This is a genomic window from Enterococcus sp. DIV2379 (assembly GCF_050542965.1).
GTDB classification, from domain to species: domain Bacteria; phylum Bacillota; class Bacilli; order Lactobacillales; family Enterococcaceae; genus Enterococcus_D; species Enterococcus_D entomosocium.
In genome coordinates, this window is sequence record NZ_CP172938.1 from 1 (window position 1) to 25,452 (window position 25,452).

The window sequence follows — 25,452 nt, forward strand, 5'->3', positions numbered from 1 at the left end:
ATGCCATCTGCTGATTCTATTTGGCAAGATCTTCAACGTTCCTTTAAAGAAGAGCTGAATCCGGCCAGTTATAGTGCTTGGATCGAGACTGCCAATGTCTTGTCGTTTGAAAAAAATCAGCTGCTGATCGAAGTACCCAGCGATCTTCATAAATCTTATTGGGAAAAAAATCTAGCTGCCAAAATTGTTGAAATGGGATTTATGAAAACTGGTGAAGAATTGATTCCTAGTTTTGTGACTGTCGAAGAAGCAGAAGCTTTAAAAACAGCCCCTTCTACTATTCAAACAGCTGCAAAAGAAAACGAGCGGCCGCCGAAATCGATCTTAAATGAAAAATACACATTTGATACCTTTGTCATCGGGAAAGGCAATCAGATGGCCCATGCTGCTGCTTTAGTTGTTGCAGAAGATCCTGGGTCTATTTATAATCCGCTGTTCTTCTATGGTGGCGTTGGTTTAGGGAAAACCCACTTGATGCATGCGATCGGTCATCAAATGTTGCTGAAACGTCCCAATGCCAAAATCAAGTATGTTAGTAGTGAAAATTTCACCAATGATTTCATTACTTCTATTCAAAAGAACAAAATGGAAGATTTTCGAAACGAATACCGCAATGTTGATCTTTTGCTAGTGGATGATATTCAATTCTTAGTCAATAAAGAAGGAACCCAAGAAGAATTCTTTAATACCTTCGAAGAACTGTATCGCAATAATAAACAGATCGTCCTCACAAGTGATCGTTTGCCAAATGAGATCCCGACTTTACCAGAACGTTTGGTTTCCCGTTTTGCTTGGGGCTTGTCCGTTGATATCACCCCGCCGGATCTAGAGACGCGGACTGCGATTTTGCGGAAAAAAGCCGAAGCCGAACGCTTGGAGATCCCCGACGATACGTTAAGTTATATCGCTGGACAGATCGATTCAAATATCCGGGAACTTGAAGGAGCACTCGTGCGGGTGCAAGCTTTTGCTACGATGCAAAACTCAGACATTACAACGAGCTTGGCAGCTGAAGCCATCAAAGCCTTGAAATCAAGCCATGGCTCGACCCAAGTTTCGATTTTGCAGATCCAAGAAGAAGTCGCAAAATACTATCACATTCATGTCAATGATCTAAAAGGGAAAAAACGGGTCAAAGGCATCGTTGTCCCACGGCAGATCGCGATGTATCTCTCTCGAGAATTGACCGATAGTTCTTTACCAAAAATCGGCGGCGAATTTGGTGGCAAAGACCATACCACGGTCATTCATGCCCATGAAAAAATTCAGCATTTAGTCGAAACAGATCCCACGATCAAAAATGAGATCGCTGAAATCAAACAAATTCTCTTCAGCTGATCTGTGGATAAGAAAAGAAGAACCAAAAAAGTTGTCCACAAGTTATTCACAGGCATTTTCGTTAGTCTAATCACTCTTTTCTCGAGTTATCCACATTACTAACAAGCCTATTACTACTATTACTTTTATTTAATAACTATAAATTAAAGGAGTATCGCTATGAAGCTAACTTTAAACCGAACAGAGTTCATGCAAGAATTACAAACTGTCCAACGGGCGATTTCAACCAAAACCACCATCCCGATCTTAACCGGAGTAAAATTGTCCCTTTCAGAAAAAGGATTGACCATGACTGGGAGCAATGCCGATATTTCCATTGAAACTTTTTTAAGTGTGGAAAACGAAAAAGCGCAAATGCAAATCGAAAAAACAGGAGCAATCGTTTTACAAGCACGTTTCTTCAGCGAAATCGTTCGTCGTTTGCCTGAAAGTACCTTAACGTTAGAAGTTTTAGACAATAATCAAGTAGCGATCACTTCTGGAAAAGCTAACTTTACCGTCAACGGCTTGGATGCCGATAGTTATCCACATTTACCAGTTGTCGAAAGTCAAGATTCGATCGAGATTCCAGCGCACGTGTTGAATAAGGTTGTTAGTGAAACGGTCTTTGCGGTTTCGCAACACGAAAGCCGTCCAATCTTAACTGGGGTCCACTTTGTCTTAGAAAATCAAAAATTATTAGCTGTTGCGACGGACTCACACCGTTTGAGTCAACGGGTGATTCCCTTGGAAAGCGGGGAAACAGCCTTCAATATCGTGATTCCCGGCAAAAGCCTAACGGAACTTTCTCGTTCCTTAACAGATGAAGAAGAAGCGATCCAAATCAGCATTATGGATAACCAAGTATTGTTCCAAACGAAAACTATGAAATTCTATTCTCGTTTATTGGAAGGAACTTACCCAGATACCAACCGTCTGATCCCTTCAAGCTTCAATACTGAAATTGAATTTTCTGTGCCAGAATTGTTACAGGCTATCGAACGGGCGTCATTGCTTTCCCATGAAGGCCGTAACAACATCGTTCGTTTGGCGATCTCCGAGGAAGCTGTTGTCTTATATGGAAACTCACCAGAAATCGGGAAAGTGGAAGAAGACCTTTCTTTTGAAAAAGTGACCGGCGACCCATTAGAGATCTCTTTCAATCCTGATTATATGAAAGCTGCACTACGAGCATTTGGTGACACCAGCATCGTGATCCGCTTTATCTCAGCGATCCGTCCCTTTACGTTGGAGCCAACAGAGAGCAAAGGCAGCTTTATCCAGCTGATCACACCGGTGCGCACCAACTAGTTTTTCATGTCTTTTGAAAAAAGTTGAAACAATCATCTGAAAATGAATAAATGAGTTAAAAGGGCTTAAAATCGTTTTTAAGCCCTTTTTTCTATTTTGGCTTCTTTTTTGTCTAAAAGCAGTAAGTCTTCTGAGAATGAAAAATATGCCGATGAATTTGTTTTCTTGGCAAAAAAAGAGTATAATAGAGCTAAACGCTCTTTGATAGAATTGAGGGGAATTATGAAAATGCAAATACCGTTAGAAACGGAATATATGACACTTGGACAAATGCTCAAAGAAGTCAGTGTGATCAGCAGCGGCGGCCAAGCGAAATGGTACCTTGCAGAGCACACCGTTTTTGTCGACGGCGAGCCGGAAAATCGACGAGGGCGCAAATTGTATGCGGGAATGCGTGTTGAGCTACCTGATGAAGGTACTTTTTTTATGGTGAAGAAGGAAGACGCAGATGCGGCTGAATGAGTTGCATTTAAGCAATTATCGGAACTATGATTCGCTGACACTGACTTTTGAGAAAGGTCTGGTCATTTTTTTAGGCGAAAATGCGCAAGGAAAAACCAATATTTTAGAAAGTATCTATGTATTGGCGATGACCAAAAGCCACCGCACCTCCAGCGAGCAAGAACTTATCCGTTGGGACACGGAAGGTGCGCGGATCTCTGGCAGTGTCAGTCGGGGACGCTCAACGATCCCGTTAGAACTGTTTTTGTCAAAAAAAGGACGAAAAACGAAAGTAAACCACATTGAGCAAAAAAAGCTCAGTAGTTACATAGGGCAGCTGAATGTCATTTTATTTGCTCCAGAAGACCTCTCCCTTGTAAAAGGAAGTCCCCAAGTCCGCCGCAAATTTCTCGATATGGAAATTGGGCAGATCGATCCAATTTATCTCTATGATCTCGTTCAATACCAATCCGTTTTGAAACAGCGCAATCAATACTTAAAACAGCTGAATGAAAAAAAACAGACCGATGAGATCTATTTAGATGTTTTGACGGAACAGCTGGTGGCTTTCGGCAGTAAAATCATTTTAGCCAGACAACGGTTTGTTCAGCGCTTGGCGTATTGGGCAAATCAGCTGCACCAAAAGATCAGCCAAGGAAAAGAAACCTTGCAGATCGACTATTTATCAAATGTGCCCGGTGAGGCGACCTCGCTGGAGGAGATCCAACAGCAATTTGTCAAAGCCTTGGCACAAGTCAAAGACCGTGAACGATTTCGGCAAGTCACGTTGGCAGGCCCCCATCGAGACGATCTGGATTTTTTGATCAATGAGAAAAATGTTCAGACCTTTGGTTCGCAAGGACAGCAGCGAACAACGGCCCTAAGTGTCAAATTGGCAGAAATCGATTTGATGAAAGAAGAAACAGGGGAATATCCCGTCCTTTTATTAGATGATGTCATGAGTGAGCTGGATGATTCCCGACAACTGCATTTATTGGAAACCATTGAAGGAAAAGTTCAGACCTTTCTGACAACAACGACATTAGAACATGTAAAAGACAAAATGTCTGTGGAAGCAGAGATTTTTTATGTAGAGCAAGGACATATTAAAGGAGAATAGACTGAATGACAGAAGAAGAAAAAAGCTTAGTTGAACGTGCGAAAGCCTATGATGCCAGTCAGATCCAAGTGCTGGAAGGACTAGAAGCCGTCCGCAAACGACCTGGGATGTACATTGGTTCTACCAGTTCAGAAGGTTTGCACCACTTAGTATGGGAAATCGTCGATAACTCGATCGACGAAGCACTAGCAGGCTTTGCCTCAAGTATTCAAGTGATCATTGAACCAGATAATAGCATTACGGTCGTCGATGACGGTCGGGGGATCCCCGTTGATATCCAAGCCAAGACAGGCCGTCCAGCGGTAGAAACCGTCTTTACGATCCTGCATGCCGGCGGGAAATTTGGCGGCGGCGGCTACAAGGTTTCCGGCGGACTTCATGGGGTAGGTTCCTCCGTCGTTAATGCGTTGTCCACGACTTTAGACGTAAAAGTCTATAAAGAAGGCAAAGTGTATTATCAAGAATACCATCGTGGAGCAGTCGTTGATGACTTAAAAGTGATCGATGAAACCGACCGCCACGGAACGACCGTCCACTTTGTTCCAGATCCAGAGATCTTTACGGAAACAACGGAATTCAATTTTGATAAATTAGCGACGCGGGTTCGGGAATTAGCCTTCTTGAACCGTGGTTTAAAAATCTCGATCGAAGACAAACGGGAAGAAAAACCCGTTTTGAAAGAATATCATTACGACGGCGGGATCAAGAGCTATGTGGAGCATTTGAATGCGAGTAAAACAGTGATTTTCCCAGATCCGATCTATTTAGAAGGAGAACAACAAGGAATCACGGTTGAAGTCTCCATGCAATATACCGATAGCTACCATAGCAACCTGCTAAGTTTTGCCAACAACATCCATACCTATGAAGGCGGAACCCATGAATTCGGGTTTAAGACTGCCTTGACCCGGGTGATCAATGATTACGCCCGCAAGTCAAAATTGATGAAAGAAAACGACGAAAACCTGACCGGAGAAGATGTTCGGGAAGGCTTGACGGCGGTTATCTCCATCAAGCATCCAGATCCTCAGTTTGAGGGACAAACGAAAACCAAATTAGGAAATTCCGAAGTGCGGACAGTCACCGATCGTCTCTTTTCCGAACATTTCACGAAATTCTTGATGGAAAACCCGAATGTGGGTCGTCAAGTCGTGGAAAAAGGACTTTTGGCATCAAAAGCCCGTCAAGCAGCCAAACGTGCCCGGGAAATGACTCGCCGAAAAGGTGCGTTAGAAATCAGTAACTTACCTGGGAAATTAGCCGACTGTTCCAGTAATGATCCAGAAAAATGCGAATTGTTTATCGTCGAAGGAGATTCTGCCGGCGGTTCAGCAAAACAAGGCCGCAGTCGGGAATTCCAAGCGATCTTACCGATCCGTGGGAAGATTTTAAATGTCGAAAAAGCCAGCATGGACAAAATCTTAGCAAACGAAGAGATCCGTTCATTGTTTACGGCAATGGGTACCGGGTTTGGTGCTGATTTTGATGTAGCAAAAGCCCGTTACCACAAGCTAGTCATCATGACCGATGCCGATGTCGATGGTGCCCATATCCGGACCCTACTCTTGACGCTGTTCTATCGTTATATGCGTCCCATCGTTGAAGCCGGTTATGTCTATATCGCACAACCGCCATTGTACGGTGTCAAACAAGGGAAAAATATCCATTATATCCAACCCGGCAAGAATGCCGAACAAGATTTGAAAAATACGATTGAATCACTACCTGCGACACCAAAACCAACAGTTCAACGATACAAAGGTCTAGGGGAAATGGATGACCACCAGTTATGGGAAACCACGATGGATCCTGACAATCGGATGATGCTGCGGGTCAGCGTAGATGATGCCATTGAAGCCGATCAAATTTTTGAAATGCTGATGGGGGATCGCGTCGAACCAAGACGGGCCTTTATCGAAGAAAACGCGCACTACGTGAAAAATCTTGACATCTAGCCAATCGTAGAGGAGGAAACAGCTTGAGTGAAGAAGCAAAACAAAATATTCATGACGTCAATCTGACCAGTGAAATGCGCGAGTCCTTTATCGATTATGCAATGAGTGTAATTGTTGCTAGGGCTTTACCAGATGTGCGGGATGGCTTAAAGCCGGTTCACCGCCGAATTTTATATGGAATGAATGAATTAGGGGTCACACCAGACAAGCCCCATAAAAAATCAGCCCGGATCGTCGGCGATGTCATGGGGAAATACCATCCCCATGGTGATAGTGCGATCTATGAATCAATGGTGCGGATGGCACAGCCCTTCAGCTATCGCTACATGTTAGTCGATGGCCACGGAAACTTTGGCTCAGTCGATGGTGACGGTGCCGCTGCGATGCGGTATACCGAAGCCCGCATGAGCAAACTGGCGATGGAGATGCTGCGGGACATCAACAAAGATACTGTTGATTTCCAAAGCAATTATGATGATACAGAACGAGAACCAGCGGTATTACCAGCACGCTTCCCGAACCTTTTGGTCAACGGGACGACGGGGATCGCTGTTGGGATGGCGACCAATATCCCGCCTCATAACTTGAATGAAGTTATTGCAGCCATCGATCTATTGATGGAAAATCCAGAAGTCACGACAAGTGAATTGATGGAAGTCCTGCCGGGACCAGATTTCCCAACCGGCGGGATCGTCATGGGAAAATCCGGTATTCGCCGTGCCTATGAAACAGGGAAAGGTTCGATCACTGTTCGCGGAAAAGTCGAAGTGACTGAAATGCCCAACGGTAAAGAACGGATCTTAGTGACTGAATTGCCGTATATGGTCAATAAAGCGAAGTTGATCGAGCGGATCTCTGAGCTGCACCGTGACAAACGGATCGAAGGAATCACCGATCTGCGGGATGAATCGTCTCGTGAAGGCATGCGGATCGTTATCGACGTTCGTCGCGACGTCAGTGCGTCGGTGATCTTAAACAATCTCTACAAAATGACTGCACTGCAATCTTCTTTTGGCTTTAATATGTTAGCCATTGAAAAAGGCGTGCCGAAGATTTTGAGTTTGAAACGAATTTTAGAAAACTACATCGAGCATCAACAAGAAGTGGTGACTCGTCGGACACAGTTTGATAAAAACAAAGCAGAAGCCCGTGCCCACATCTTAGAAGGGTTACGGATCGCATTGGATCATATCGATGAGATCATTGCTTTGATCCGGGCATCAAATTCTGATGATGAAGCAAAAAATAGCATGATGGAGCGCTTCAAATTGTCCGATCGCCAAGCGCAAGCAATTTTAGATATGCGTTTGCGTCGCTTGACTGGTTTGGAACGCGACAAGATCGAAAACGAGTACCAAGGTTTGTTAGAATTTATCGCTGATTTGACAGACATTTTAGCAAATCCACAACGAGTCCTAGAGATCATCCAAACGGAGTTGCAAGAATTAGGCCAACGCTTTGGCGATGATCGCCGGACTGAATTATTGGTTGGGGAAGTCTTAAGTCTTGAAGATGAAGACTTGATCGAAGAAGAAGAAATCGTCATTACTTTGACGAACAATGGATACATCAAACGAGTAGCTAAGTCTGAATTCCGTGCACAACGTCGCGGCGGACGTGGCGTTCAAGGAATGGGGATCCACGATGAAGACTTCGTGAAGACGTTGATTTCTTGTTCGACTCACGACACATTACTGTTCTTCACCAATAAAGGGAAAGTTTACAAAGCCAAAGGCTATGAAATTCCTGAGTATGGTCGGGCAGCCAAAGGTATCCCTGTGATCAATCTGCTAGGGATCGATTCTAGCGAACGGATCGAAGCGATCATTTCGGCTTCTGGTGGGCCTCAAGAAGGACGCTACTTGTTCTTCACGACGCGTCTAGGTGTGGTCAAACGGACCTCAGTGACGGCCTTTTCAAATATCCGTGCCAATGGTCTGATTGCGATCGGTCTTCGGGAAAATGATGAGTTGGTTAACGTGATCGAAACCCATGGCGAAGATGTCGTGATCATCGGCACCCACGATGGCTACTCTGTGACTTTCAAAGAAGCCCTTGTGCGGGATATGGGCCGAACAGCTGCTGGTGTGAGAGGCATTCGTCTAAGAGATGGAGACTACGTCGTAGGTGCCGCTGTGATCACAGAAGACAGTGAAGTCTTGGTCATCACTGAGAACGGCTATGGCAAACGCACCAAAGGCTCTGAATACCCAATCAAAGGTCGTGGCGGAAAAGGGATCAAAACAGCCAACATTACGGCGAAAAACGGTCCATTAGCCGGCTTGACGACGGTCAGCGGTGAGGAAGACATCATGGTGATCACCAATAAAGGCGTCTTGATTCGTTTCAATGTAGCGACTGTTTCCCAAACTGGTCGGGCAACCTTAGGGGTTCGTTTGATGAAGATGGAAAACAATGCCAAAGTAGTGACGATGGCAACGGTTGAACCGGAAGTCGAAGAAGAACTAACGACTGCCGAAGAAACAGCGGGACAAGACTTGCCAGTTGTGGAAGAAACAACGGAAGACACCACGGATACACAAGAATAAGCAATACATTTTCTAGGAAGACAGCAACCTGCGAACCTGCAGCTTGCTGTCTTTTTACTCTTTTTCAAAAAATCGGCAGCAGCTGACGTATTTATCAGTGTAAGCGATTGTTTGCAGTGATGGGTAGATGCAGGGACGCAAAAAAATAGCTTGCAGTAGGGACGAAAAAAGTGTATAATAATTATTTGTGAGTAGTCTAATTAGACCACTCTCTCTGCTCCTAGAAAACTAGGGGCCAAAGTCCACAGGGAGGTGAAAAATCAATGGAAAACACGAAATATGAGATCTTATATATCATTCGTCCAAACATTGATGAAGAAGCAAAAGCCGCATTGATCGCTCGTTTTGACTCAATCTTAACTGATAACGGCGCTGAAGTTATCGAATCAAAAGATTGGCAAAAACGCCGTCTAGCGTATGAAATGGATGGATTCCGTGAGGGTATCTATCACATCGTTAAAGTTTCTTCTTCAACAACTGCAAGTGCAATCAACGAGTTTGACCGTCTTGCGAAAATCAATGATGACATTATCCGTCACATGATTGTCAAAGAAGAAGCATAATATTGTTTCACATGAAACAAAAGCGATGAGGAGATGATGAACTTTGATTAATAATGTTGTACTAGTAGGAAGACTAACCAAAGATCCTGATTTACGTTACACTTCTAATGGCACTGGTGTCGCAACCTTTACCTTGGCGGTAAATCGCAATTTTACCAACCAAAGTGGAGAGCGCGAAGCTGATTTCATCAACTGTGTTATTTGGAGAAAACCAGCGGAAACATTAGCAAACTATGCACGCAAAGGAACTTTATTAGGGGTTACTGGACGTATTCAAACCCGTTCATACGACAACCAACAAGGCCAACGTGTTTATGTAACAGAAGTCGTTGCTGACAACTTCCAATTATTAGAATCGCGAAATGCTTCCGAGCAAAGACGCACAACTGATAGCGGATCTGGCAGCAGCAATACGTATAACTCAAATAGTTCTTCTGGATTTGGTAACAATAACTCAAATCAAACTCAATCCTCTCAACCATCAGGAATGCCTAATTTTGATCGAGACAACTCCGATCCATTCGGAAACTCATCAATCGACATTTCAGACGATGATTTACCATTCTAAGAAATTGATAGGAGGGAAATAGGATGGCACAACAAAGAAGAGGCGGACGCAAACGTCGTAAAGTAGACTACATTGCTGCAAACCATATTGAACATATCGATTATAAAGATATTGAATTACTAAAACGTTTCATTTCAGAACGCGGTAAAATTTTACCACGTCGTGTAACTGGTACTGGTGCGAAAAACCAACGCAAACTTACCATTGCAATCAAACGTGCGCGTATTATGGGATTACTTCCATTCGTAGGCGAAGAATAAATCGAATGATTTTCATTGACAAGTTTCTTTTGAAGCTTGTCAATTTTTTTATCTACTGAAGAAATACTTGTTATTTTATATACAGATAGAATAACGAGTGACAGAAATTTTCCCATGATTATCTCACCAAAAAAGTTTCACGTGGAACTTTTTGCATCAATCGCCTATTTGATTGTTTTGTGGTAAAATAAGGAACAAAGCTTCAAAAAAATGGGATGATACATTGAGGGGTAAAAAAGATGGCAGCAATTGGGTTGATTTCAATTGATAATTACGATGATTTGATTGAGAAAAAAGACGACAAACAAGTTTCTTATTTGAACTCGCTGATCACGACACTGATTTCTGATTGGGCAAGTGAGAATCATGTTTTTTACAAACGAATCAATTCCGAGCGGTTTCTTTTCGTCGCGAAGTATTCAGATATTGAGCGGATGAAGGAAGAAAAATTCCAATTTTTGACTAGAGTACGGCAAGTTGCGGAAAAAAATGATCTGGCATTAACGATCAGTATGGGAATCTCCTATGGGGAAGAGTCTTTTGAAGAGATTGGTGAAGTGGCACAAAACAATCTCGACATTGCGTTAGTTCGTGGCGGCGATCAAGTCGTTTTAAAAGAAGCCAAAGAAGAAGCAAAACCGCAATTCTTTGGCGGTAATACGGATGGTACGCCGAAGAGAACGCGTGTTCGTTCTCGTGCCATGAGTACGGCTTTGAGAAAGATTTTTGCTGAAAACCAGCGGATCTTTATCATGGGTCATCGTTACCCGGACATGGATGCTTTAGGTTCGGCTTTTGGGGTGGCTTACATGGCGATGATGAGCGACAAAGAATGCTACATCATTTTAAATCCGAAAGAGATCACCGCCGACATTCAGCGGGCATTGGAAGAATTGAAAAAATACCCCGAGCTGGAACGATTTGTGATCACTGGGGAAGAAGCAGTCAATTTATCAAATGAAGAAAGTGTCTTAGTGATGGTAGATTACCATAAGCCGTCGATGTCGATCTCGCAAGCGGTCTATGATGAATTTGACAAAATCGCAGTGATCGATCACCATCGTCGCGGGGATGAGTTTCCCGATAAGCCATTATTGACGTATATTGAATCTTCCGCGTCTTCAGCATCGGAACTGGTAGCAGAATTGATCCAGTATCGCGCTTCTCGCAGATCGCAAGTCCCTAAATTTATTACGACTTCTTTATTAGCGGGAATCTACGTGGATACGAAGAACTTCACGGTGCGAACCACTGGTCGGACCTTTGATATTGCTGGCTATTTGAAAAATCAAGGCGCAGATACGTCATTGGTTCAATACATGTTGAGTACGGATTTAGATTCCTATTTGATGATCAGTGAACTGGTTTCTCGCAGCCAGCATTTCCGAGAAGATATCGTGATTGCTGCAGCGGATGAAGATCGGGTGTACGATAGTGTCACCGTTGCAAAAGCGGCCGATACTCTGCTATCGATCAATGGGATCCATGCCGCGTTTGTCATTACGAAACAGCCAGGAGATTTGATCGGTATTAGTGCTAGAAGTACCGGAAAAGTCAATGTACAAACCTTGATGGAGGCATTAGGCGGCGGCGGACATTTTACCAACGCAGCCACGCAAATAAAAAACAGCAGCATTGGCGATGTAGAAAACCAGTTGCGAGCGGAATTAACGAAAAATGAACAATAACAAGGAGTGACCAAGATGAAAGTTATTTTCTTACAAGATGTCAAAGGCAAAGGCAAAAAAGGCGATATCAAGGAAGTCCCTAATGGCTACGCACAAAACTTCCTGATCAAAAACAACTTAGCCAAACCTGCCAACAATGAAAGCATGGCAGAATTAAAAGGCAAACAAAAAGCCAAAGAAAAACAAGATGCGGAAGTCTTAGCAGAAGCGAAAGAGCTAAAAGCACTTCTTGAAAAAGAAGAAACCGTCGTGAAGATCAATGCCAAAGCAGGGGAAGATGGCCGCTTGTTCGGTTCGATCCCATCAAAACAAATTGCCGATGCCTTGAACAAGCAATACAAAATTAAGATCGACAAACGCAAAATCGAATTGGATCAGCCGATTCGTGCATTAGGGTTTACGCAAGTACCTGTAAAATTGCACCCACAAGTAACAGCAACGATCAATGTTCATACCATTCAAGAATAAGCATTACTCCCAACAGTCACATGTTGGGGTTTTTTTCGGCAAACGTCCAAGCAATCTTGTACTTTGGATGGGAATCTTGTAGAATGAATGGACGAAGGAGCGAATGGCATGAATGAAGTTTGGCAAAATCAAGTTCCCCCACAAGATATTGAAGCGGAACAAGCGGTCCTAGGGGCAGTCTTTTTAGATGCCGATGCGATCATCGATGCAATGGAAGTAATCGCCCCAGAAGATTTTTATCGCCGCAGCCATCAAATAATTTTTCAAGCAATGATCCAGTTGAACGACCGTAGTGAATCGATCGACTTGATTACGTTGAAAGCAGAAATTGAAAAAAGCAACAGTCTTGAAGATGTTGGCGGTCTGACGTATCTGACTGAACTGAGTCAAGCTTCACCATCAGCAGCAAGTATTGCTTATTATGCGAAGATCGTTGACGACAAAGCCACGCTGCGCAATCTAATCCAAACAGCGAGCCGTATCGTAACCAAAGGCTTTGAACAAGATGAAGATGTACAATCGATCATTGATCAAGCAGAAAAAAGTATTTTAGAAGTATCCGAAAAGCGCAACAGCAATGGCTTCCAATCGATAGCGGAAGTCTTGAATCGGACGATCGAAACGATCGATCAGTTGGCGCAAAACAACGAAGAAATCACCGGATTACCTACGGGTTATGCGGCTTTAGACAAAATGACGGCGGGGCTGCAAAAAGAAGAGCTGATTATTCTCGCTGCCCGCCCCGCGGTAGGGAAAACCGCGTTTGCCTTGAATATCGCGCAAAATGTCGGAACGAAAACCGATCGTTCCGTAGCGATCTTTAGTCTGGAAATGGGGGCTGAATCATTGGTCAACCGGATGCTTTGTGCGGAAGGCTCGATTGAGGCCAGTCACTTGCGGACGGGGCAGCTCTCAGAAGAAGAATGGCGGAATTTGATCGTTGCCATGGGCAGTCTTTCTAACGCCAATATCTATATCGATGATACCCCCGGGATCAAGATCTCTGAGATCCGGGCGCGTTGTCGGAAACTGGCGCAAGAAAAAGGCAATCTCGGCTTGATTTTGATCGACTATTTGCAGCTGATTGAAGGAACGGGTCGCGAAAACCGCCAACAAGAAGTCTCTGAGATCTCTCGCCAATTAAAGAAACTGGCGAAGGAATTGAAAGTGCCGGTGATTGCACTGTCTCAGCTTTCTCGGGGTGTGGAACAGCGACAAGACAAACGTCCTGTTTTAAGTGATATCCGGGAATCAGGGTCGATCGAGCAGGATGCCGATATCGTTGCTTTCTTGTATCGGGATGACTACTACCGCAGTGAAGGCGACGATGACGATGAACCAGAAGAACAACAAAACAACAATGTGATCGAAGTCATTATCGAGAAAAACCGGAGTGGTGCCCGGGGGACGGTCGAACTTCTATTCATCAAAGAATACAATAAATTCTCCTCGGTCTCGCCACGAGAAGAGTTCGGGTAAGACAACTAGCTATCTGAGAAACACTAGCTCTTGCTACCATCCGCATCGCGCTGATGGTAGTAGGGCTTTTTTTATGTGTCGACTTTATTCGTTTTTACGTGTATAAATAATTATTCCAAAGAAAATAGTTCGTTTTTTACCCCTGAAAAATGAGAATTTAAAACGATTATTCGATTTTAGATTGAAAGAGCTTGCGAATCTTGTTACAATACTTAAGGAATGCACTAATTAAAGAAAGAGGTCATTATATGTCATCTGTAGTAGTAGTAGGTACACAATGGGGCGATGAAGGTAAAGGAAAGATTACGGACTTTTTGAGTGAAAACGCGGAAGTCATTGCACGTTATCAAGGTGGAGACAATGCCGGCCATACGATTAAATTTGACGGTGTGACCTATAAACTGCATTTGATTCCTTCAGGGATCTTTTATGCAGATAAAATCAGTGTCATTGGAAACGGGGTCGTTGTGAACCCGAAATCATTAGTTAAAGAATTAGCATACTTGAAAGAAAACAATATAATAACAGAAAACTTGAAGATCTCTGATCGTGCACATGTTATTTTACCTTACCATATCCATTTGGATCAGCTGCAAGAAGATGCCAAAGGTGACAACAAGATCGGTACGACAATCAAAGGGATCGGACCAGCCTATATGGATAAAGCGGCCAGAGTCGGCATTCGGATCGCTGATCTTTTAGACAAAGAAATTTTTGAAGAACGTCTGCGTATCAACTTAGAAGAAAAAAATCGTCAATTCGTGAAAATGTTTGATGCAGAGCCAATCGCCTTTGAAGATATTTTTGAAGAGTATTACGAATATGGCCAACAAATCAAAAAATATGTGACGGATACTTCGGTGATCCTTAACGATGCCTTAGATGAAGGCAAACGAGTTTTATTTGAAGGGGCACAAGGCGTGATGCTGGATATCGACCAAGGAACCTATCCTTTCGTAACGTCATCCAACCCCGTTGCTGGAGGTGTCACCATCGGTAGTGGTGTGGGCCCTTCAAAAATCAACAAAGTCGTTGGTGTCTGCAAAGCCTACACCTCTCGGGTAGGAGATGGTCCATTCCCAACGGAACTGTTTGATGAAACAGGTGAACAAATTCGTAAGATCGGTCGTGAATACGGGACAACGACAGGACGACCTCGTCGTGTGGGCTGGTTTGATACCGTCGTGATGCGCCATTCAAAACGGGTCTCAGGGATCACGAACCTATCCCTTAACTCGATCGATGTCTTGAGCGGTTTAGAAACCGTGAAAATCTGTACCGCTTATGAACTAGACGGCGAATTGATCTATCATTATCCAGCAAGCTTGAAAGAGTTGAACCGCTGCAAACCAGTCTATGAAGAACTTCCTGGCTGGTCTGAAGACATTACTGGCTGCAAAACATTGGCAGATCTGCCAGAAAATGCACGCAATTACGTTCACCGCATCTCTGAATTAGTCGGTGTCCGCATTTCGACCTTCTCGGTAGGGCCAGACCGCAGCCAAACCAACATCTTAGAAAGTGTTTGGGCGCAAATTTAACCTGACGCGAAAGTATCAGAACAAGACAAAGAACTTCTGTGTCAGAAGCGGTCAACGACAAGTTTGGCTGCTTTTGATGAGAATTTCTTCTGTCTTGTTCTTTTTTTGCTATAATAGGGGGTAACGAGAGGGGTGAAACCATGTTTCAAATCATGACAGATTCCTGCTGTGATTTACCAGCAGCAAGATTAGCGGAGCTAGATGTCGCCTATATTCCAATGCTGATTGAATTAGATGGCAAAGAATATATCGATGATATGGGCAAAGAATTTGATACGGAATGGTTTTTAGGAAAACTAAAAGAGCATGCGCAACCGACGACTTCTCAAATCAATGTCGGACGTTATATGGAATATTTTCGGCCATATGTCGAAGCGGGCACACCGGTCCTTTATTTAGGTTTTTCTTCAGGAATGAGCGGCTCATTCCAAAGTGCCGTCCAAGCCGTAGCCTTACTAAAAGAAGAATACAAAGAAGTCGCGATCACCTTGATCGATACGCGCTCTGCTAGTTTAGGCGAAGGCTTCTTAGTGGCTGAAGCAGCCCAACAAAAAGCCCAAGGGCGTTCGTTGCTGGAAGTCAGCCAATGGGTAGAAGAAAATAAACTGCGTTTAGATTCATGGGTCACCGTCGATGATTTAAAACAATTGGAACGCGGCGGCAGAATCTCTAAAACAGCCGCAGCGATCGGTGGATTGTTGAATGTGAAACCAATCATTACCGTAGATACCGCGGGAAAATTACGTAGCGTTGATCGAGTGCGGGGACGCAACAAAGCGATCCAAAAAATCGTGGATCAAACCATCGCCAATCTTCACGAATCAAAAACCAATACGGTTTATTTTGCCAATGCTGGCGATGCCGAAGCAGCGGAGAAACTCATCAAACGTTTGACCGAAAAAGTTCCTGACATTATTATTCATCATTATCCATTAGGTCCAACGATCTCCAGTCATACCGGCTATGGCTGCTTGGCGCTGTTTTCATTCGGCAAAGCCCGTTTAGAACAAGCGTAACCTGCCAAAAATACCCGAAGCACCTAGGTAAAATAAAAGAAACGCTCCAGTTGCAGCCTTGGTGGCGGGCAACTGGAGCGTTCTTTTTTTCAAAAGCAGCTTATTGATTCATTTCTGCTACGCGTTTTTGGACATCTTTGTTTTCTAAGAATTCATCGTAGGTCGTTTCGGCACGATCCACCACGCCTTTGCTAGAGACCGCAATGATACGGTTCGCAAGGGTTTGAATAAATTGGTGGTCATGAGAAGCAAACAACAATGAGCCGGTGAAGGCCATCAAACCATCGTTTAATGCGGTGATCGATTCTAAGTCCAAGTGATTGGTTGGATCATCCAACACCAATACGTTGGCTTTTGAAAGCATCATTTTCGACAACATACAGCGAACTTTTTCGCCCCCGGAAAGAACGTTGACGGGTTTTAATACTTCATCACCAGAGAATAACATGCGACCTAGGAAGCTGCGCAAGAAGGTATTGTCGTCTTCTTCTTTGCTTGCGTATTGACGCAGCCAATCAACGATCGGGGTATCCGTATCGAATTCGCTGGTCGTATCTTTTGGCAAGTAGGCATGCTGCGTGGTGACGCCCCAACGAACACTACCTGTATCAGGAGTGATTTCCCCCATGATGACTTTGAATAGCGTCGTGGTGGTGATATCGCTATTGGCAACAAAAGCGACTTTGTCGTCTTTATTCAAGGTGAAAGAGATATTGTCTAAAATCTTTTTGCCGTCGATCGTCACACTGACATTGTCGACTTGCAGCAAGTCATTCCCGATTTCACGTTCTGGTTTAAAACCAACAAACGGATAACGGCGGGACGAAGGTTGAATATCATCAAGGGTGATTTTATCCAACATTTTTTTCCGAGACGTTGCTTGTTTGGATTTTGATGCATTGGCACTAAAGCGTGCGATAAAGTCTTGCAGTTCTTTGATCTGCTCTTCTTTTTTGGCATTTGATTGTGATTGTAATTTCGCCGCTAATTGGCTTGATTCCAACCAGAAATCATAGTTGCCGACAAACAATTTGATTTTGCCGAAGTCTAGATCGGCCATATGGGTACAAACTTTATTTAAGAAGTGGCGGTCATGGGAAACAACGATGACAGTGTTGTCAAAGTTGATTAGAAATTCTTCTAACCAGTTGATAGATTGGATATCCAATCCGTTGGTAGGCTCATCTAGGAGCAAGACGTCTGGCTTACCGAAAAGGGCTTGTGCGAGTAAGACTTTTACCCGTTGACCAGCAGTTAGATCTTTCATCAAGACATGATGCAATTCATCGGGAATGTTCAGGCCTTGCAAAAGAACGGCTGCTTCTGGCTCTGCTTCCCAACCATCAAGTTCCGCAAATTCGCCTTCTAGTTCGGCGGCACGAATCCCATCTTCATCAGAAAAGTCTTCCTTCATGTAGATCGCGTCTTTTTCTTTCATCACTTCGTAGAGACGTTTATGGCCCATGATGACCGTTTCGATCACTGGAAACTCTTCGTAATCATAGTGGTTCTGTTTCAAGACAGCCATCCGTTCATCAGGACCTAAAGAAACGTTCCCGGTCGAAGGTTGGATCTCACCAGATAAAATTTTTAAAAAAGTTGATTTACCAGCACCATTTGCACCAATCAAACCATAACAATTACCAGGCGTAAACTTAATATTAACATCATCAAACAGTTTGCGGTCTGAAAAATGCAAACTTACATCACTTACTGTAATCAATTCTTTTCCTCACTTTATATAAATTGACATGGAGTCTCCTAGCATTATAGCGATGAATGTTGAAACTTTCAAGTAAAGCCGAGGATTTCGTCAGGAAAGGCATAGGCCTGGTGAAAGAAAAATTATGGTTGCTGCTGCCTTCCTAGTAGAACCTGACGGCTTCCTATGCTAGAGTATTGGTAGAATAGTTAGACAAAGGAGCAGACGAATGGTGGATTGGTTGGTTGGATTGTCGCCATGGCAGCAAGCGCTGGCGGGGACAATCTTTACGTATGGTATGACGGCGCTTGGGGCAGCGCTAGTCTTTTTCTTCAAAGAAATCAATAAAAATGTCCTGAATACAATGCTGGGGTTTGCCTCTGGAGTGATGATCGCCGCTAGTTTCTGGTCGTTATTAGATCCTGCGATCGCACGAGCCGAAGAAAATGGCGACATTCCGTGGCTGGTGGTCAGTATCGGGTTTGGTTTGGGCGGTTTGTTTCTTTATGCAGCAGATAAGACACTCCCACATATGCATTTTGGTCCGAATCATGAAACAGAAGGATTGCCTAGTCATTTGAAGCGAACGATCTTGCTGGTTTTTTCCATCACACTACATAATATCCCGGAAGGCTTGGCGGTAGGGGTAGCGTTTGGGGCGGCGGCTAGTGCTGATGATCCACGAGCTGCGATCTTAGCAGCACTTTCGGTAGCAATCGGGATCGGGATCCAGAATTTTCCAGAAGGCGCAGCCGTTTCGATCCCCTTGCGCCAAGAAGGGTTAAGCCGAACCAAAGCCTTTATGTATGGGCAAGCGTCTGGGATCGTTGAACCGATCGCGGGTGTGATCGGGGCTTTGTTGGTAACGAGTATGTCCGCTGTCTTGCCGTATGCGTTGGCTTTTGCAGCGGGTGCTATGATTTATGTGGTGGTGGAAGAATTGATTCCAGAAGCGCAGCAAACCTTGACGAGTCGCCGCCATTTTGCGGTCTTTGGCGTCATGTTAGGCTTTATCTTAATGATGGTTCTAGATGTCGCATTAGGCTGATGGATAGAAAAAACCACCTGACTCTTGGAAAGTCAGGTGGTTTTGGTTTTCCTGCAATTAACGATAATATTTTCTTGGTTTTTGGCGAATCGAGGTTAACCAGCGAACGATCAAAACGGCCAGCAGTAAAGGAATCCCGAAACGGAAGATCAATCCGATCAACCCACCAACAATGCCTAATACGACAGATAAAACAAGAGATGCTGCGATTAAAACTGCCACGACAGTAACGATTCTTCCTAATAAACTTTCTGTATTCATAGCGACTCCTCCTAGACTTTTTTTCTTATCCTTAGCATAGCAAGAAGGAAGAAGAAAAACATCCAACTTAAGGCGGAATAATTGCTCCGCCGTGGGCCATAGGTTTTGTGATAAACTAAACATGAAGCATTCATGAAAGGAGACGAAACGAATGAACGTAGAAATCCTCACGAGCCAAGTCATCACAGAAGGAGGGTGCAATGCCTGTTTGCCTTATGAACTCAATACCTTCATGCTGCAGCTGCCAGATGGTCGTTGTTTTTCGTTAGAAAACTTGGATGTTGCTTCCTTGGTGATGCCCATCGCCCAAATCAATCAGTGGCAAACTCGCTTATTATTGGAAGAAGACGAAGGGCTGATCTATCGCAAGGGAACACAAGAAGTGATTTTCGTAGAAGGCAGCCGCCAGGATACGTTTTCCAGCAAAGGACAGACGATTGCTTGTCCGAAAAAGAGTTGTGAAGCAGACGTTTTTGCCACAACCAATCGGGTGCTGACAGAATTGTTTGGCATCGACCCGCTTTCCTTCGTTTTGCGGGCTGCACAAGCATAAGAAGACACAAAAACAACCCCTTGCACGGGTGTACCGACCTCCAAAAGTTCGCTTTTGATCGAACTTTTTGGGGGACACTACAGCAGGGGGCTGTTTTTGCATATCGTTACTTACGGATCTGTCCTTCGCCATAAATAATGTATTTGGTGGAAGTCAGTGCTTCTAACCCCATTGGCCCACGGGCATGTAGTTTTTGCGTCGAGATGCCGATCTCGGCACCAAAGCCAAACATAAAGCCATCCGTGAAACGGGTCGAGGCATTGACGTAAACCGCCGCCGCATCAACTTCTTTCAAGAAGCGTTGGGAAGCGAAATAATCATCAGTGATGATCGCTTCAGAGTGCTTCGTATTGTAGCGATTGATGTGAGAAATGGCTTCTTCTAGCGAAGCCACCACTTTGATCGCTAAGATATAGTCTAAAAACTCGGTTGCCCAGTCTTCTTCAGTGGCAAGCTGTGCATTGTTTAAAAACGCCAACGCTTTTTCATCTCCTCGCAATTCGACTTGATTGGCAAATTGCTGTTCTACCATTGGCAAAAATTCCGCTGCCACTGCTTCATGGACGAGGATCGTTTCGATGGCATTGCAGACAGAAGGGCGTTGCGTTTTTGCATTCGTGACGATCGCCAGTGCCATCGGCAGCTGGGCGGCTTGATCGATGTAGATATGATTGTTGCCAGTGCCGGTTTCGATCACTGGTACTGTGGCGGTCTCTTTGACGCGACGAATCAAGCCGGCGCCCCCACGGGGGATCAAAACATCCAAGTAATCCGTCAGACGCATTAGTTCAGCCGCTGTTTCGTGGCTCGTGTCTTCGATAAACTGGATCGCATGGCGGGAGTGTCCATTGGCAGCTAATGCCTCTTGTAAAATAGTCACGAGGACTTGATTGGAGTGGAAGGCTTCTTTTCCACCACGCAAAATCACGGCATTTCCTGATTTGAAACACAGACTAGCGGCGTCAGTGGTGACATTAGGACGAGCTTCGTAGATGATGCCGATGACCCCTAAGGGCACCCGCTGTTGACCAATCAAAAGATCGTCAGCATTGCGCCACATTTTATCCACGGCACCGATTGGATCGGGCAATTGGGCGACTTCTCGGATGCCGTTAGCCATCTCTGTGATCCGTTGTTCTGACAGCAACAGTCGATCCAGCATCGTTTGGCTGGTTCCTTTGGCTTTTGCGGCAGCTAGGTCTTGTTGATTAGCAGCTAAAATCGTCTCAGTAGCTTTTTCTAAAGCATCGGCCATCGCTACCAGTAAGTGATTTTTTTCACTGGCACTCAGTAAGCTTAATGTCTGGGCGCTTGCTTGAGCTTGTTGACCGATCGTTTGCAAGTTGCTCATTGCTCATCCTCCGTTCGTTGATAAAAGTGGGTGCCGACAGGTTCCCCTGCGAGCAAGTCAAAAATAATTTTCGGCTGCTTGCCGTTAGCGAGCAGCATGTGACTGTTCAAGTCTAAGATGCGTTGGGCGGCTTTTAGTTTACTGGTCATACCGCCGGTTCCATAAGGACTGCCTTTTCCCGTAGCTTGTTCTAAAAGTTCCGGGGTGATTTCATTGATCTCGGAATACAAAACGGCATCAGGATCATTCAGCGGATTGGCGGAATAAAAGCCATCGATATCAGAAAGCATGATCAAAAGCTCGGCTTTCGTCAACTGAGCGACGATCGCTGACAACTGGTCATTGTCGCCAAATTTGGTGAGATGGTCCAATTCATCTACTGCCACCGTGTCGTTTTCATTAATGATCGGGATGATCCCCATCGTAAGTAGTTGCTCTAAGGTGTTGCTAACGTTTTGACGGCTTTGGGGAAATTCGATGATGTCTCTGGTCAGCAGAATTTGTGCAGTCTGCTGGCTATAGCTTTGAAAACGCTGGTTGTAGATCGTCATCAGTTCCGATTGGCCAACGGCTGCCACGGCTTGCTGCTGTGGGATCTCCACGGGTCGTTCTTTCAAATTTAACTTGTTCATGCCAACACCGATCGCCCCGGAAGAAACTAAGATGATTTCTTTGCCTTGGTTTTGCAAAGCTGCTAAGACAAAGGCTAATTCATCGATGCCAGCTAGATTGATGGCACCATTGGGATAAATCAACGAGCTGGTGCCGATTTTTACAACGATTCGGTTTTTGTTTGAAAGATCTGCGCGCATATGCCACCGCCTATTTTTTGATATTTTTTCTATTGTACTCGCAAACGGGCGTTTCGTCATGCTCTTTTTTCTTTTTGAGCTATTTTAAACGAAGAAATTGTAAAGACTTTTCGATAATTGTGTTTTCCATGAAGAAAATAGTTCTTCCTATGCTAAAATAGCTATATGTTTTATTATTGGAGGAACCCATGAAATTACGAGGATTTGAAATTATTACATCATATAAAGAAAAAAGCATCACCTTGCCTCAACGTGCCACCCATCATGCGGCTGGTTATGACTTTGAAGCCGCGGAAGAAATCGTGGTGCCAAGCATTTGGAAAGCGGGCGTGATCGATGGGGTCAAAGCGCTTTTTGCGAAAGAGACCGCAAAACAGTTGAAGCCAACCTTGATTCCCACTGGGATCAAAGCCTATATGGGGGAAGACGAGTATTTGCAGCTGACAAATCGTTCCAGCAATCCTTTGAAACGTTTCTTAGTCTTGACGAATGGTGTCGGCGTCATCGACAGCGATTACTATGACAATCCAGATAATGAAGGGCATATTATGTTCCAGTTTACCAATTTCGGCCCCACAGATGTCGTCATTAAAAAAGGCGAGCGGATCGGCCAAGGAATTTTCTTGCCGTTCTTAAAAGCTGATCAAGATACAACCACTGCCAGCCGAACCGGCGGCTTTGGCTCCTCGAATCAGTAAATCCTGCCTGGGGGTCTGTTTGATAGAAGTAGTGGAGGAGATCAATGGCAAAAAAAGCAAAAAGTCAATTTGTCTGTCAAAATTGCGGGTATAGTTCCCCTAAATATTTAGGAAAATGCCCCAATTGCGGCAGCTGGAATTCAATGGTAGAAGAAGTGATCCAAGAAACCGCTGATCGTCGTGTACGTACGACATTGACGGGGCAAAAGATGCAGCCGACGAAAATTGCCGATGTCGTACCGAAAAAAGAACCGCGGGTCCAAACGAAACTCGCTGAGTTGAATCGCGTCTTAGGCGGCGGCGTGGTCCCAGGTTCCTTAATTTTGATCGGTGGGGATCCCGGGATTGGAAAATCGACGCTGCTCTTGCAAGTTTCCCAGCAATTAGCAGCGATCGGCGGAACGGTCTTGTATGTGTCAGGAGAAGAAAGTGCCGAGCAGATCAAAATGCGGGCGCAGCGCTTAGGCGCCATCGACACGGAATTTTATCTATATGGGGAAACGGACATGTCAGAGATCAGTAAAGCGATCGAAAACATCCGCCCAGATTATGTGATCATCGATTCGATCCAAACCATGACCCAACCGGATATCACCAGTGTGGCAGGCAGTGTCAGCCAAGTGCGAGAAACGACCGCAGAATTGCTGAAAATCGCTAAAACCAATGGCATCGCCATCTTTATCGTTGGCCACGTGACGAAGGAAGGCTCGATCGCAGGACCGCGGATGCTGGAGCACATGGTGGATACCGTCTTGTATTTCGAAGGCGAAAAGCACCACAGCTTTCGGATTTTGCGGGCCGTCAAAAACCGCTTTGGGTCCACTAATGAGATCGGGATTTTTGAAATGGAAGAAGGCGGGTTGAAAGAAGTCGCTAATCCGTCACAAGTCTTTTTGGAAGAACGCTTAGAAGGCGCAACCGGATCGGCGATCGTAGTGGCAATGGAAGGCAGTCGGCCAATCTTGGTGGAGATCCAAGCACTGGTCACGCCAACGATGTTCGGCAATGCCAAACGCACGACGACGGGGCTAGACTTCAACCGGGTCTCGCTGATCATGGCGGTTTTAGAAAAACGGGCAGGTTTGCTGCTGCAAAATCAAGATGCCTACTTAAAAGCAGCCGGCGGGGTCAAATTAAATGAACCCGCGATCGATCTAGCAATCGCTGTTAGTATCGCCTCCAGCTATAAAGAAAAAGGCACCAGCCCGACGGAGTGTTTTATCGGTGAAATTGGCTTGACGGGTGAGATTCGCCGAGTCAATGCGATCGAACAACGGGTCAAAGAGGTGCAGAAACTGGGCTTTACAAAAGTTTATTTGCCTAAAAACAATCTGACTGGTTGGCAGCCGCCAAAAGGCATCGAAGTCGAAGGCGTGTCTACCTTAGCCGAAACCTTACGGAAAGTCTTCCGTTAAAGTGGAGTCACTGCAAGAGCAAGGGGCAATCTCCCTTCCTCTTGCCCTGACGCTGCTGGTTCATTCATTGAACCAACCGACAGCCGCTGACTGGTGGAAGGAGTCAGTTTGGCAGCACGGATTTTTGAACAAAAGAAACCTACTGGAGTATGGAGGAACATGTATGCAGAAACGAGTCATTACCGCACTAATGGTACTTGCCGGAGCAAGTCTAGGGATCTCACTGATGCCCATCGCATGGCAAGCCATTGGGCAAACCCAAAATGAATGGCTGAATAATAACATCACTAATAGTTTGCTTGGAGCCCTTATTTTCTTTTTATTATCTTTACTATTAGCGAAATATATTGCAGCCGGTATTCGCAAAATTGAAGAAAAACTAAGTGAATTGAGCTTAACCTATCTCTTGTTTGGCGCAATTGGTTCGATCATCGGTCTGATGATCGGTGTGATCGTGTCGATTCCTTTTTACAATTGGGATATTCCTTTTATCAACGGGATCGCCCCAATCTTAGTGATGGTCCTGTTAGGGTATCTCGGTTTTCAGATCGGGACGACACGGATCGATGAATGGAAAAAAGTCTTTGCCCCGAAAAACAAAAAGGCAGAGCCTCAAGAGCAAGATGAACAGCAGATGCTAGAAAGAAAAATCGCGGACCATTTCCACAAATACAAAATTTTGGATACCAGCGTGATCATTGATGGCCGGATCTATGATATTGCCAAAACCGGCTTTTTGGAAGGCGTCCTGCTGATCCCGAATTTCGTTTTGTATGAATTGCAATACATCGCAGATTCTGGCGATAGTTTGAAACGGGTCCGGGGCCGTCGCGGCTTGGATATTTTGAATGCTTTGCAAAAAGAAGAAGGCATCGCAGTTGAGATGTACGAAGGCGATTTTGAAGACATTTCCGAAGTCGACAGCAAGCTGATCAAGTTAGCGAAATTGCTGGATGGTGTCGTTGTGACTAATGACTACAATTTAAACAAAGTTTCTGAATTTCAAAATGTGCCGGTTTTGAATATCAATGCGTTGGCCAATGCGGTCAAACCAGTGGTGATTCCAGGAGAAAGCATGCACGTCTTAGTAGTGAAAGCTGGCACGGAGCGGCAGCAAGGGGTCGCTTATCTAGATGACGGGACGATGGTTGTGGTGGAAGATGGCCAGCATTACATGAACGAACACATCGAAGTGATCGTAACCAGCGCCTTGCAAACGGCAGCTGGGCGGATGATTTTTGCCAAACCAGCCCATTCTGGTCGCGGCATCGACAACAAAGAAGGATCAAAATCAGAGAAATAATCCTCGGCAGCTGGCGTAAAATATGCCAGCTGC

The 25,452-nt window shown here is 44.7% G+C and carries 23 protein-coding genes; 19 read left to right on the forward strand and 4 right to left on the reverse strand.

Going from position 1 to position 25,452, the window contains the following annotated elements; genetic code table 11:
* The 14 genes from dnaA to IGI92_RS00070 all read left to right on the forward strand — a co-directional run bounded on the left by dnaA (position 1) and on the right by IGI92_RS00070 (position 16,276).
* Complete coding sequence (dnaA, locus tag IGI92_RS00005; protein ID WP_005232925.1) at positions 1-1,338, forward strand: chromosomal replication initiator protein DnaA; 1,338 nt, start codon at positions 1-3, stop codon at positions 1,336-1,338.
* A 159-nt stretch (positions 1,339-1,497) separates the two neighbouring features.
* A complete protein-coding gene (gene dnaN / locus IGI92_RS00010; protein WP_005226354.1) occupies positions 1,498-2,628 on the forward strand; it encodes a DNA polymerase III subunit beta in 1,131 nt (376 codons plus the stop codon).
* Between the two features lie 222 nt (positions 2,629-2,850).
* The gene (gene yaaA, locus IGI92_RS00015) at positions 2,851-3,090 is read left to right on the forward strand and encodes a S4 domain-containing protein YaaA (protein WP_008376781.1); all 240 of its coding nucleotides are present in this window, start codon (positions 2,851-2,853) and stop codon (positions 3,088-3,090) included.
* The gene (recF, locus tag IGI92_RS00020; protein WP_005232923.1) at positions 3,077-4,189 is read left to right on the forward strand and encodes a DNA replication/repair protein RecF; all 1,113 of its coding nucleotides are present in this window, start codon (positions 3,077-3,079) and stop codon (positions 4,187-4,189) included. Before yaaA ends, recF begins: the two co-directional genes overlap by 14 nt.
* 5 nt (positions 4,190-4,194) lie before the next feature.
* Positions 4,195-6,144 carry a DNA topoisomerase (ATP-hydrolyzing) subunit B gene (gene gyrB / locus IGI92_RS00025; protein ID WP_005232922.1) on the forward strand — a complete coding sequence of 650 codons (1,950 nt, stop codon included), beginning with the start codon at positions 4,195-4,197 and terminating at the stop codon, positions 6,142-6,144.
* A 23-nt stretch (positions 6,145-6,167) separates the two neighbouring features.
* The gene (gene gyrA, locus IGI92_RS00030) at positions 6,168-8,693 is read left to right on the forward strand and encodes a DNA gyrase subunit A (RefSeq protein ID WP_420657268.1); all 2,526 of its coding nucleotides are present in this window, start codon (positions 6,168-6,170) and stop codon (positions 8,691-8,693) included.
* Between the two features lie 263 nt (positions 8,694-8,956).
* A complete protein-coding gene (gene rpsF, locus IGI92_RS00035; protein ID WP_005226363.1) occupies positions 8,957-9,256 on the forward strand; it encodes a 30S ribosomal protein S6 in 300 nt (99 codons plus the stop codon).
* Between the two features lie 43 nt (positions 9,257-9,299).
* The gene (gene ssb / locus IGI92_RS00040) at positions 9,300-9,824 is read left to right on the forward strand and encodes a single-stranded DNA-binding protein (RefSeq protein ID WP_005232920.1); all 525 of its coding nucleotides are present in this window, start codon (positions 9,300-9,302) and stop codon (positions 9,822-9,824) included.
* A 23-nt stretch (positions 9,825-9,847) separates the two neighbouring features.
* Positions 9,848-10,084, forward strand: coding sequence for a 30S ribosomal protein S18 (gene rpsR, locus IGI92_RS00045; RefSeq protein ID WP_005226367.1), 237 nt, complete (start codon positions 9,848-9,850; stop codon positions 10,082-10,084).
* A 239-nt stretch (positions 10,085-10,323) separates the two neighbouring features.
* Positions 10,324-11,772 carry a DHH family phosphoesterase gene (locus tag IGI92_RS00050; RefSeq protein ID WP_005232918.1) on the forward strand — a complete coding sequence of 483 codons (1,449 nt, stop codon included), beginning with the start codon at positions 10,324-10,326 and terminating at the stop codon, positions 11,770-11,772.
* Positions 11,773-11,787: 15 nt separating this feature from the next.
* Positions 11,788-12,240 (forward strand): 50S ribosomal protein L9, encoded by a 453-nt coding sequence (rplI, locus tag IGI92_RS00055; protein WP_005226371.1) that lies wholly within the window; start codon positions 11,788-11,790, stop codon positions 12,238-12,240.
* Positions 12,241-12,348: 108 nt separating this feature from the next.
* Complete coding sequence (gene dnaB / locus IGI92_RS00060; RefSeq protein WP_005226374.1) at positions 12,349-13,719, forward strand: replicative DNA helicase; 1,371 nt, start codon at positions 12,349-12,351, stop codon at positions 13,717-13,719.
* A gap of 248 nt (positions 13,720-13,967) precedes the next feature.
* On the forward strand, positions 13,968-15,260 hold the full coding sequence (locus IGI92_RS00065; RefSeq protein ID WP_005232916.1) for an adenylosuccinate synthase: 1,293 nt from the start codon (positions 13,968-13,970) through the stop codon (positions 15,258-15,260).
* 140 nt (positions 15,261-15,400) lie between these two features.
* Positions 15,401-16,276, forward strand: coding sequence for a DegV family protein (locus IGI92_RS00070; RefSeq protein ID WP_008376769.1), 876 nt, complete (start codon positions 15,401-15,403; stop codon positions 16,274-16,276).
* 100 nt (positions 16,277-16,376) lie between these two features.
* Here IGI92_RS00070 and IGI92_RS00075 read toward each other — a convergent pair whose 3' ends face one another.
* Positions 16,377-17,999: an ABC-F family ATP-binding cassette domain-containing protein gene (locus IGI92_RS00075; protein ID WP_005226380.1), complete on the reverse strand. Its 1,623-nt coding sequence runs from the start codon at positions 17,997-17,999 to the stop codon at positions 16,377-16,379.
* 208 nt (positions 18,000-18,207) lie between these two features.
* Here IGI92_RS00075 and IGI92_RS00080 point away from each other — a divergent pair, with 208 nt between their 5' ends.
* Positions 18,208-19,026, forward strand: coding sequence for a ZIP family metal transporter (locus tag IGI92_RS00080; RefSeq protein ID WP_005232914.1), 819 nt, complete (start codon positions 18,208-18,210; stop codon positions 19,024-19,026).
* Positions 19,027-19,083: 57 nt separating this feature from the next.
* On the opposite strand, the gene IGI92_RS00085 is transcribed toward IGI92_RS00080, so the two are convergent.
* Complete coding sequence (locus IGI92_RS00085; protein WP_008376766.1) at positions 19,084-19,287, reverse strand: hypothetical protein; 204 nt, start codon at positions 19,285-19,287, stop codon at positions 19,084-19,086.
* 151 nt (positions 19,288-19,438) lie between these two features.
* Here IGI92_RS00085 and IGI92_RS00090 point away from each other — a divergent pair, with 151 nt between their 5' ends.
* On the forward strand, positions 19,439-19,840 hold the full coding sequence (locus IGI92_RS00090; RefSeq protein WP_016611671.1) for a DUF4809 family protein: 402 nt from the start codon (positions 19,439-19,441) through the stop codon (positions 19,838-19,840).
* Positions 19,841-19,946: 106 nt separating this feature from the next.
* Here the strand turns inward: IGI92_RS00090 and IGI92_RS00095 are convergent, their stop codons facing one another.
* Positions 19,947-21,191 (reverse strand): glutamate-5-semialdehyde dehydrogenase, encoded by a 1,245-nt coding sequence (locus IGI92_RS00095; RefSeq protein WP_430607540.1) that lies wholly within the window; start codon positions 21,189-21,191, stop codon positions 19,947-19,949.
* Entirely contained in the window at positions 21,188-22,003 is an 816-nt protein-coding gene (gene proB, locus IGI92_RS00100; protein WP_008376761.1) for a glutamate 5-kinase, read from the reverse strand. Before proB ends, IGI92_RS00095 begins: the two co-directional genes overlap by 4 nt.
* 188 nt (positions 22,004-22,191) lie before the next feature.
* Here proB and IGI92_RS00105 point away from each other — a divergent pair, with 188 nt between their 5' ends.
* The 3 genes from IGI92_RS00105 to IGI92_RS00115 all read left to right on the forward strand — a co-directional run bounded on the left by IGI92_RS00105 (position 22,192) and on the right by IGI92_RS00115 (position 25,419).
* Positions 22,192-22,701 carry a dUTP diphosphatase gene (locus IGI92_RS00105; RefSeq protein ID WP_005232909.1) on the forward strand — a complete coding sequence of 170 codons (510 nt, stop codon included), beginning with the start codon at positions 22,192-22,194 and terminating at the stop codon, positions 22,699-22,701.
* A gap of 44 nt (positions 22,702-22,745) precedes the next feature.
* Positions 22,746-24,116 (forward strand): DNA repair protein RadA, encoded by a 1,371-nt coding sequence (gene radA / locus IGI92_RS00110; RefSeq protein WP_005226394.1) that lies wholly within the window; start codon positions 22,746-22,748, stop codon positions 24,114-24,116.
* A gap of 163 nt (positions 24,117-24,279) precedes the next feature.
* Positions 24,280-25,419 (forward strand): PIN/TRAM domain-containing protein, encoded by a 1,140-nt coding sequence (locus tag IGI92_RS00115; RefSeq protein ID WP_005232908.1) that lies wholly within the window; start codon positions 24,280-24,282, stop codon positions 25,417-25,419.
* Positions 25,420-25,452: the final 33 nt, after the last annotated feature.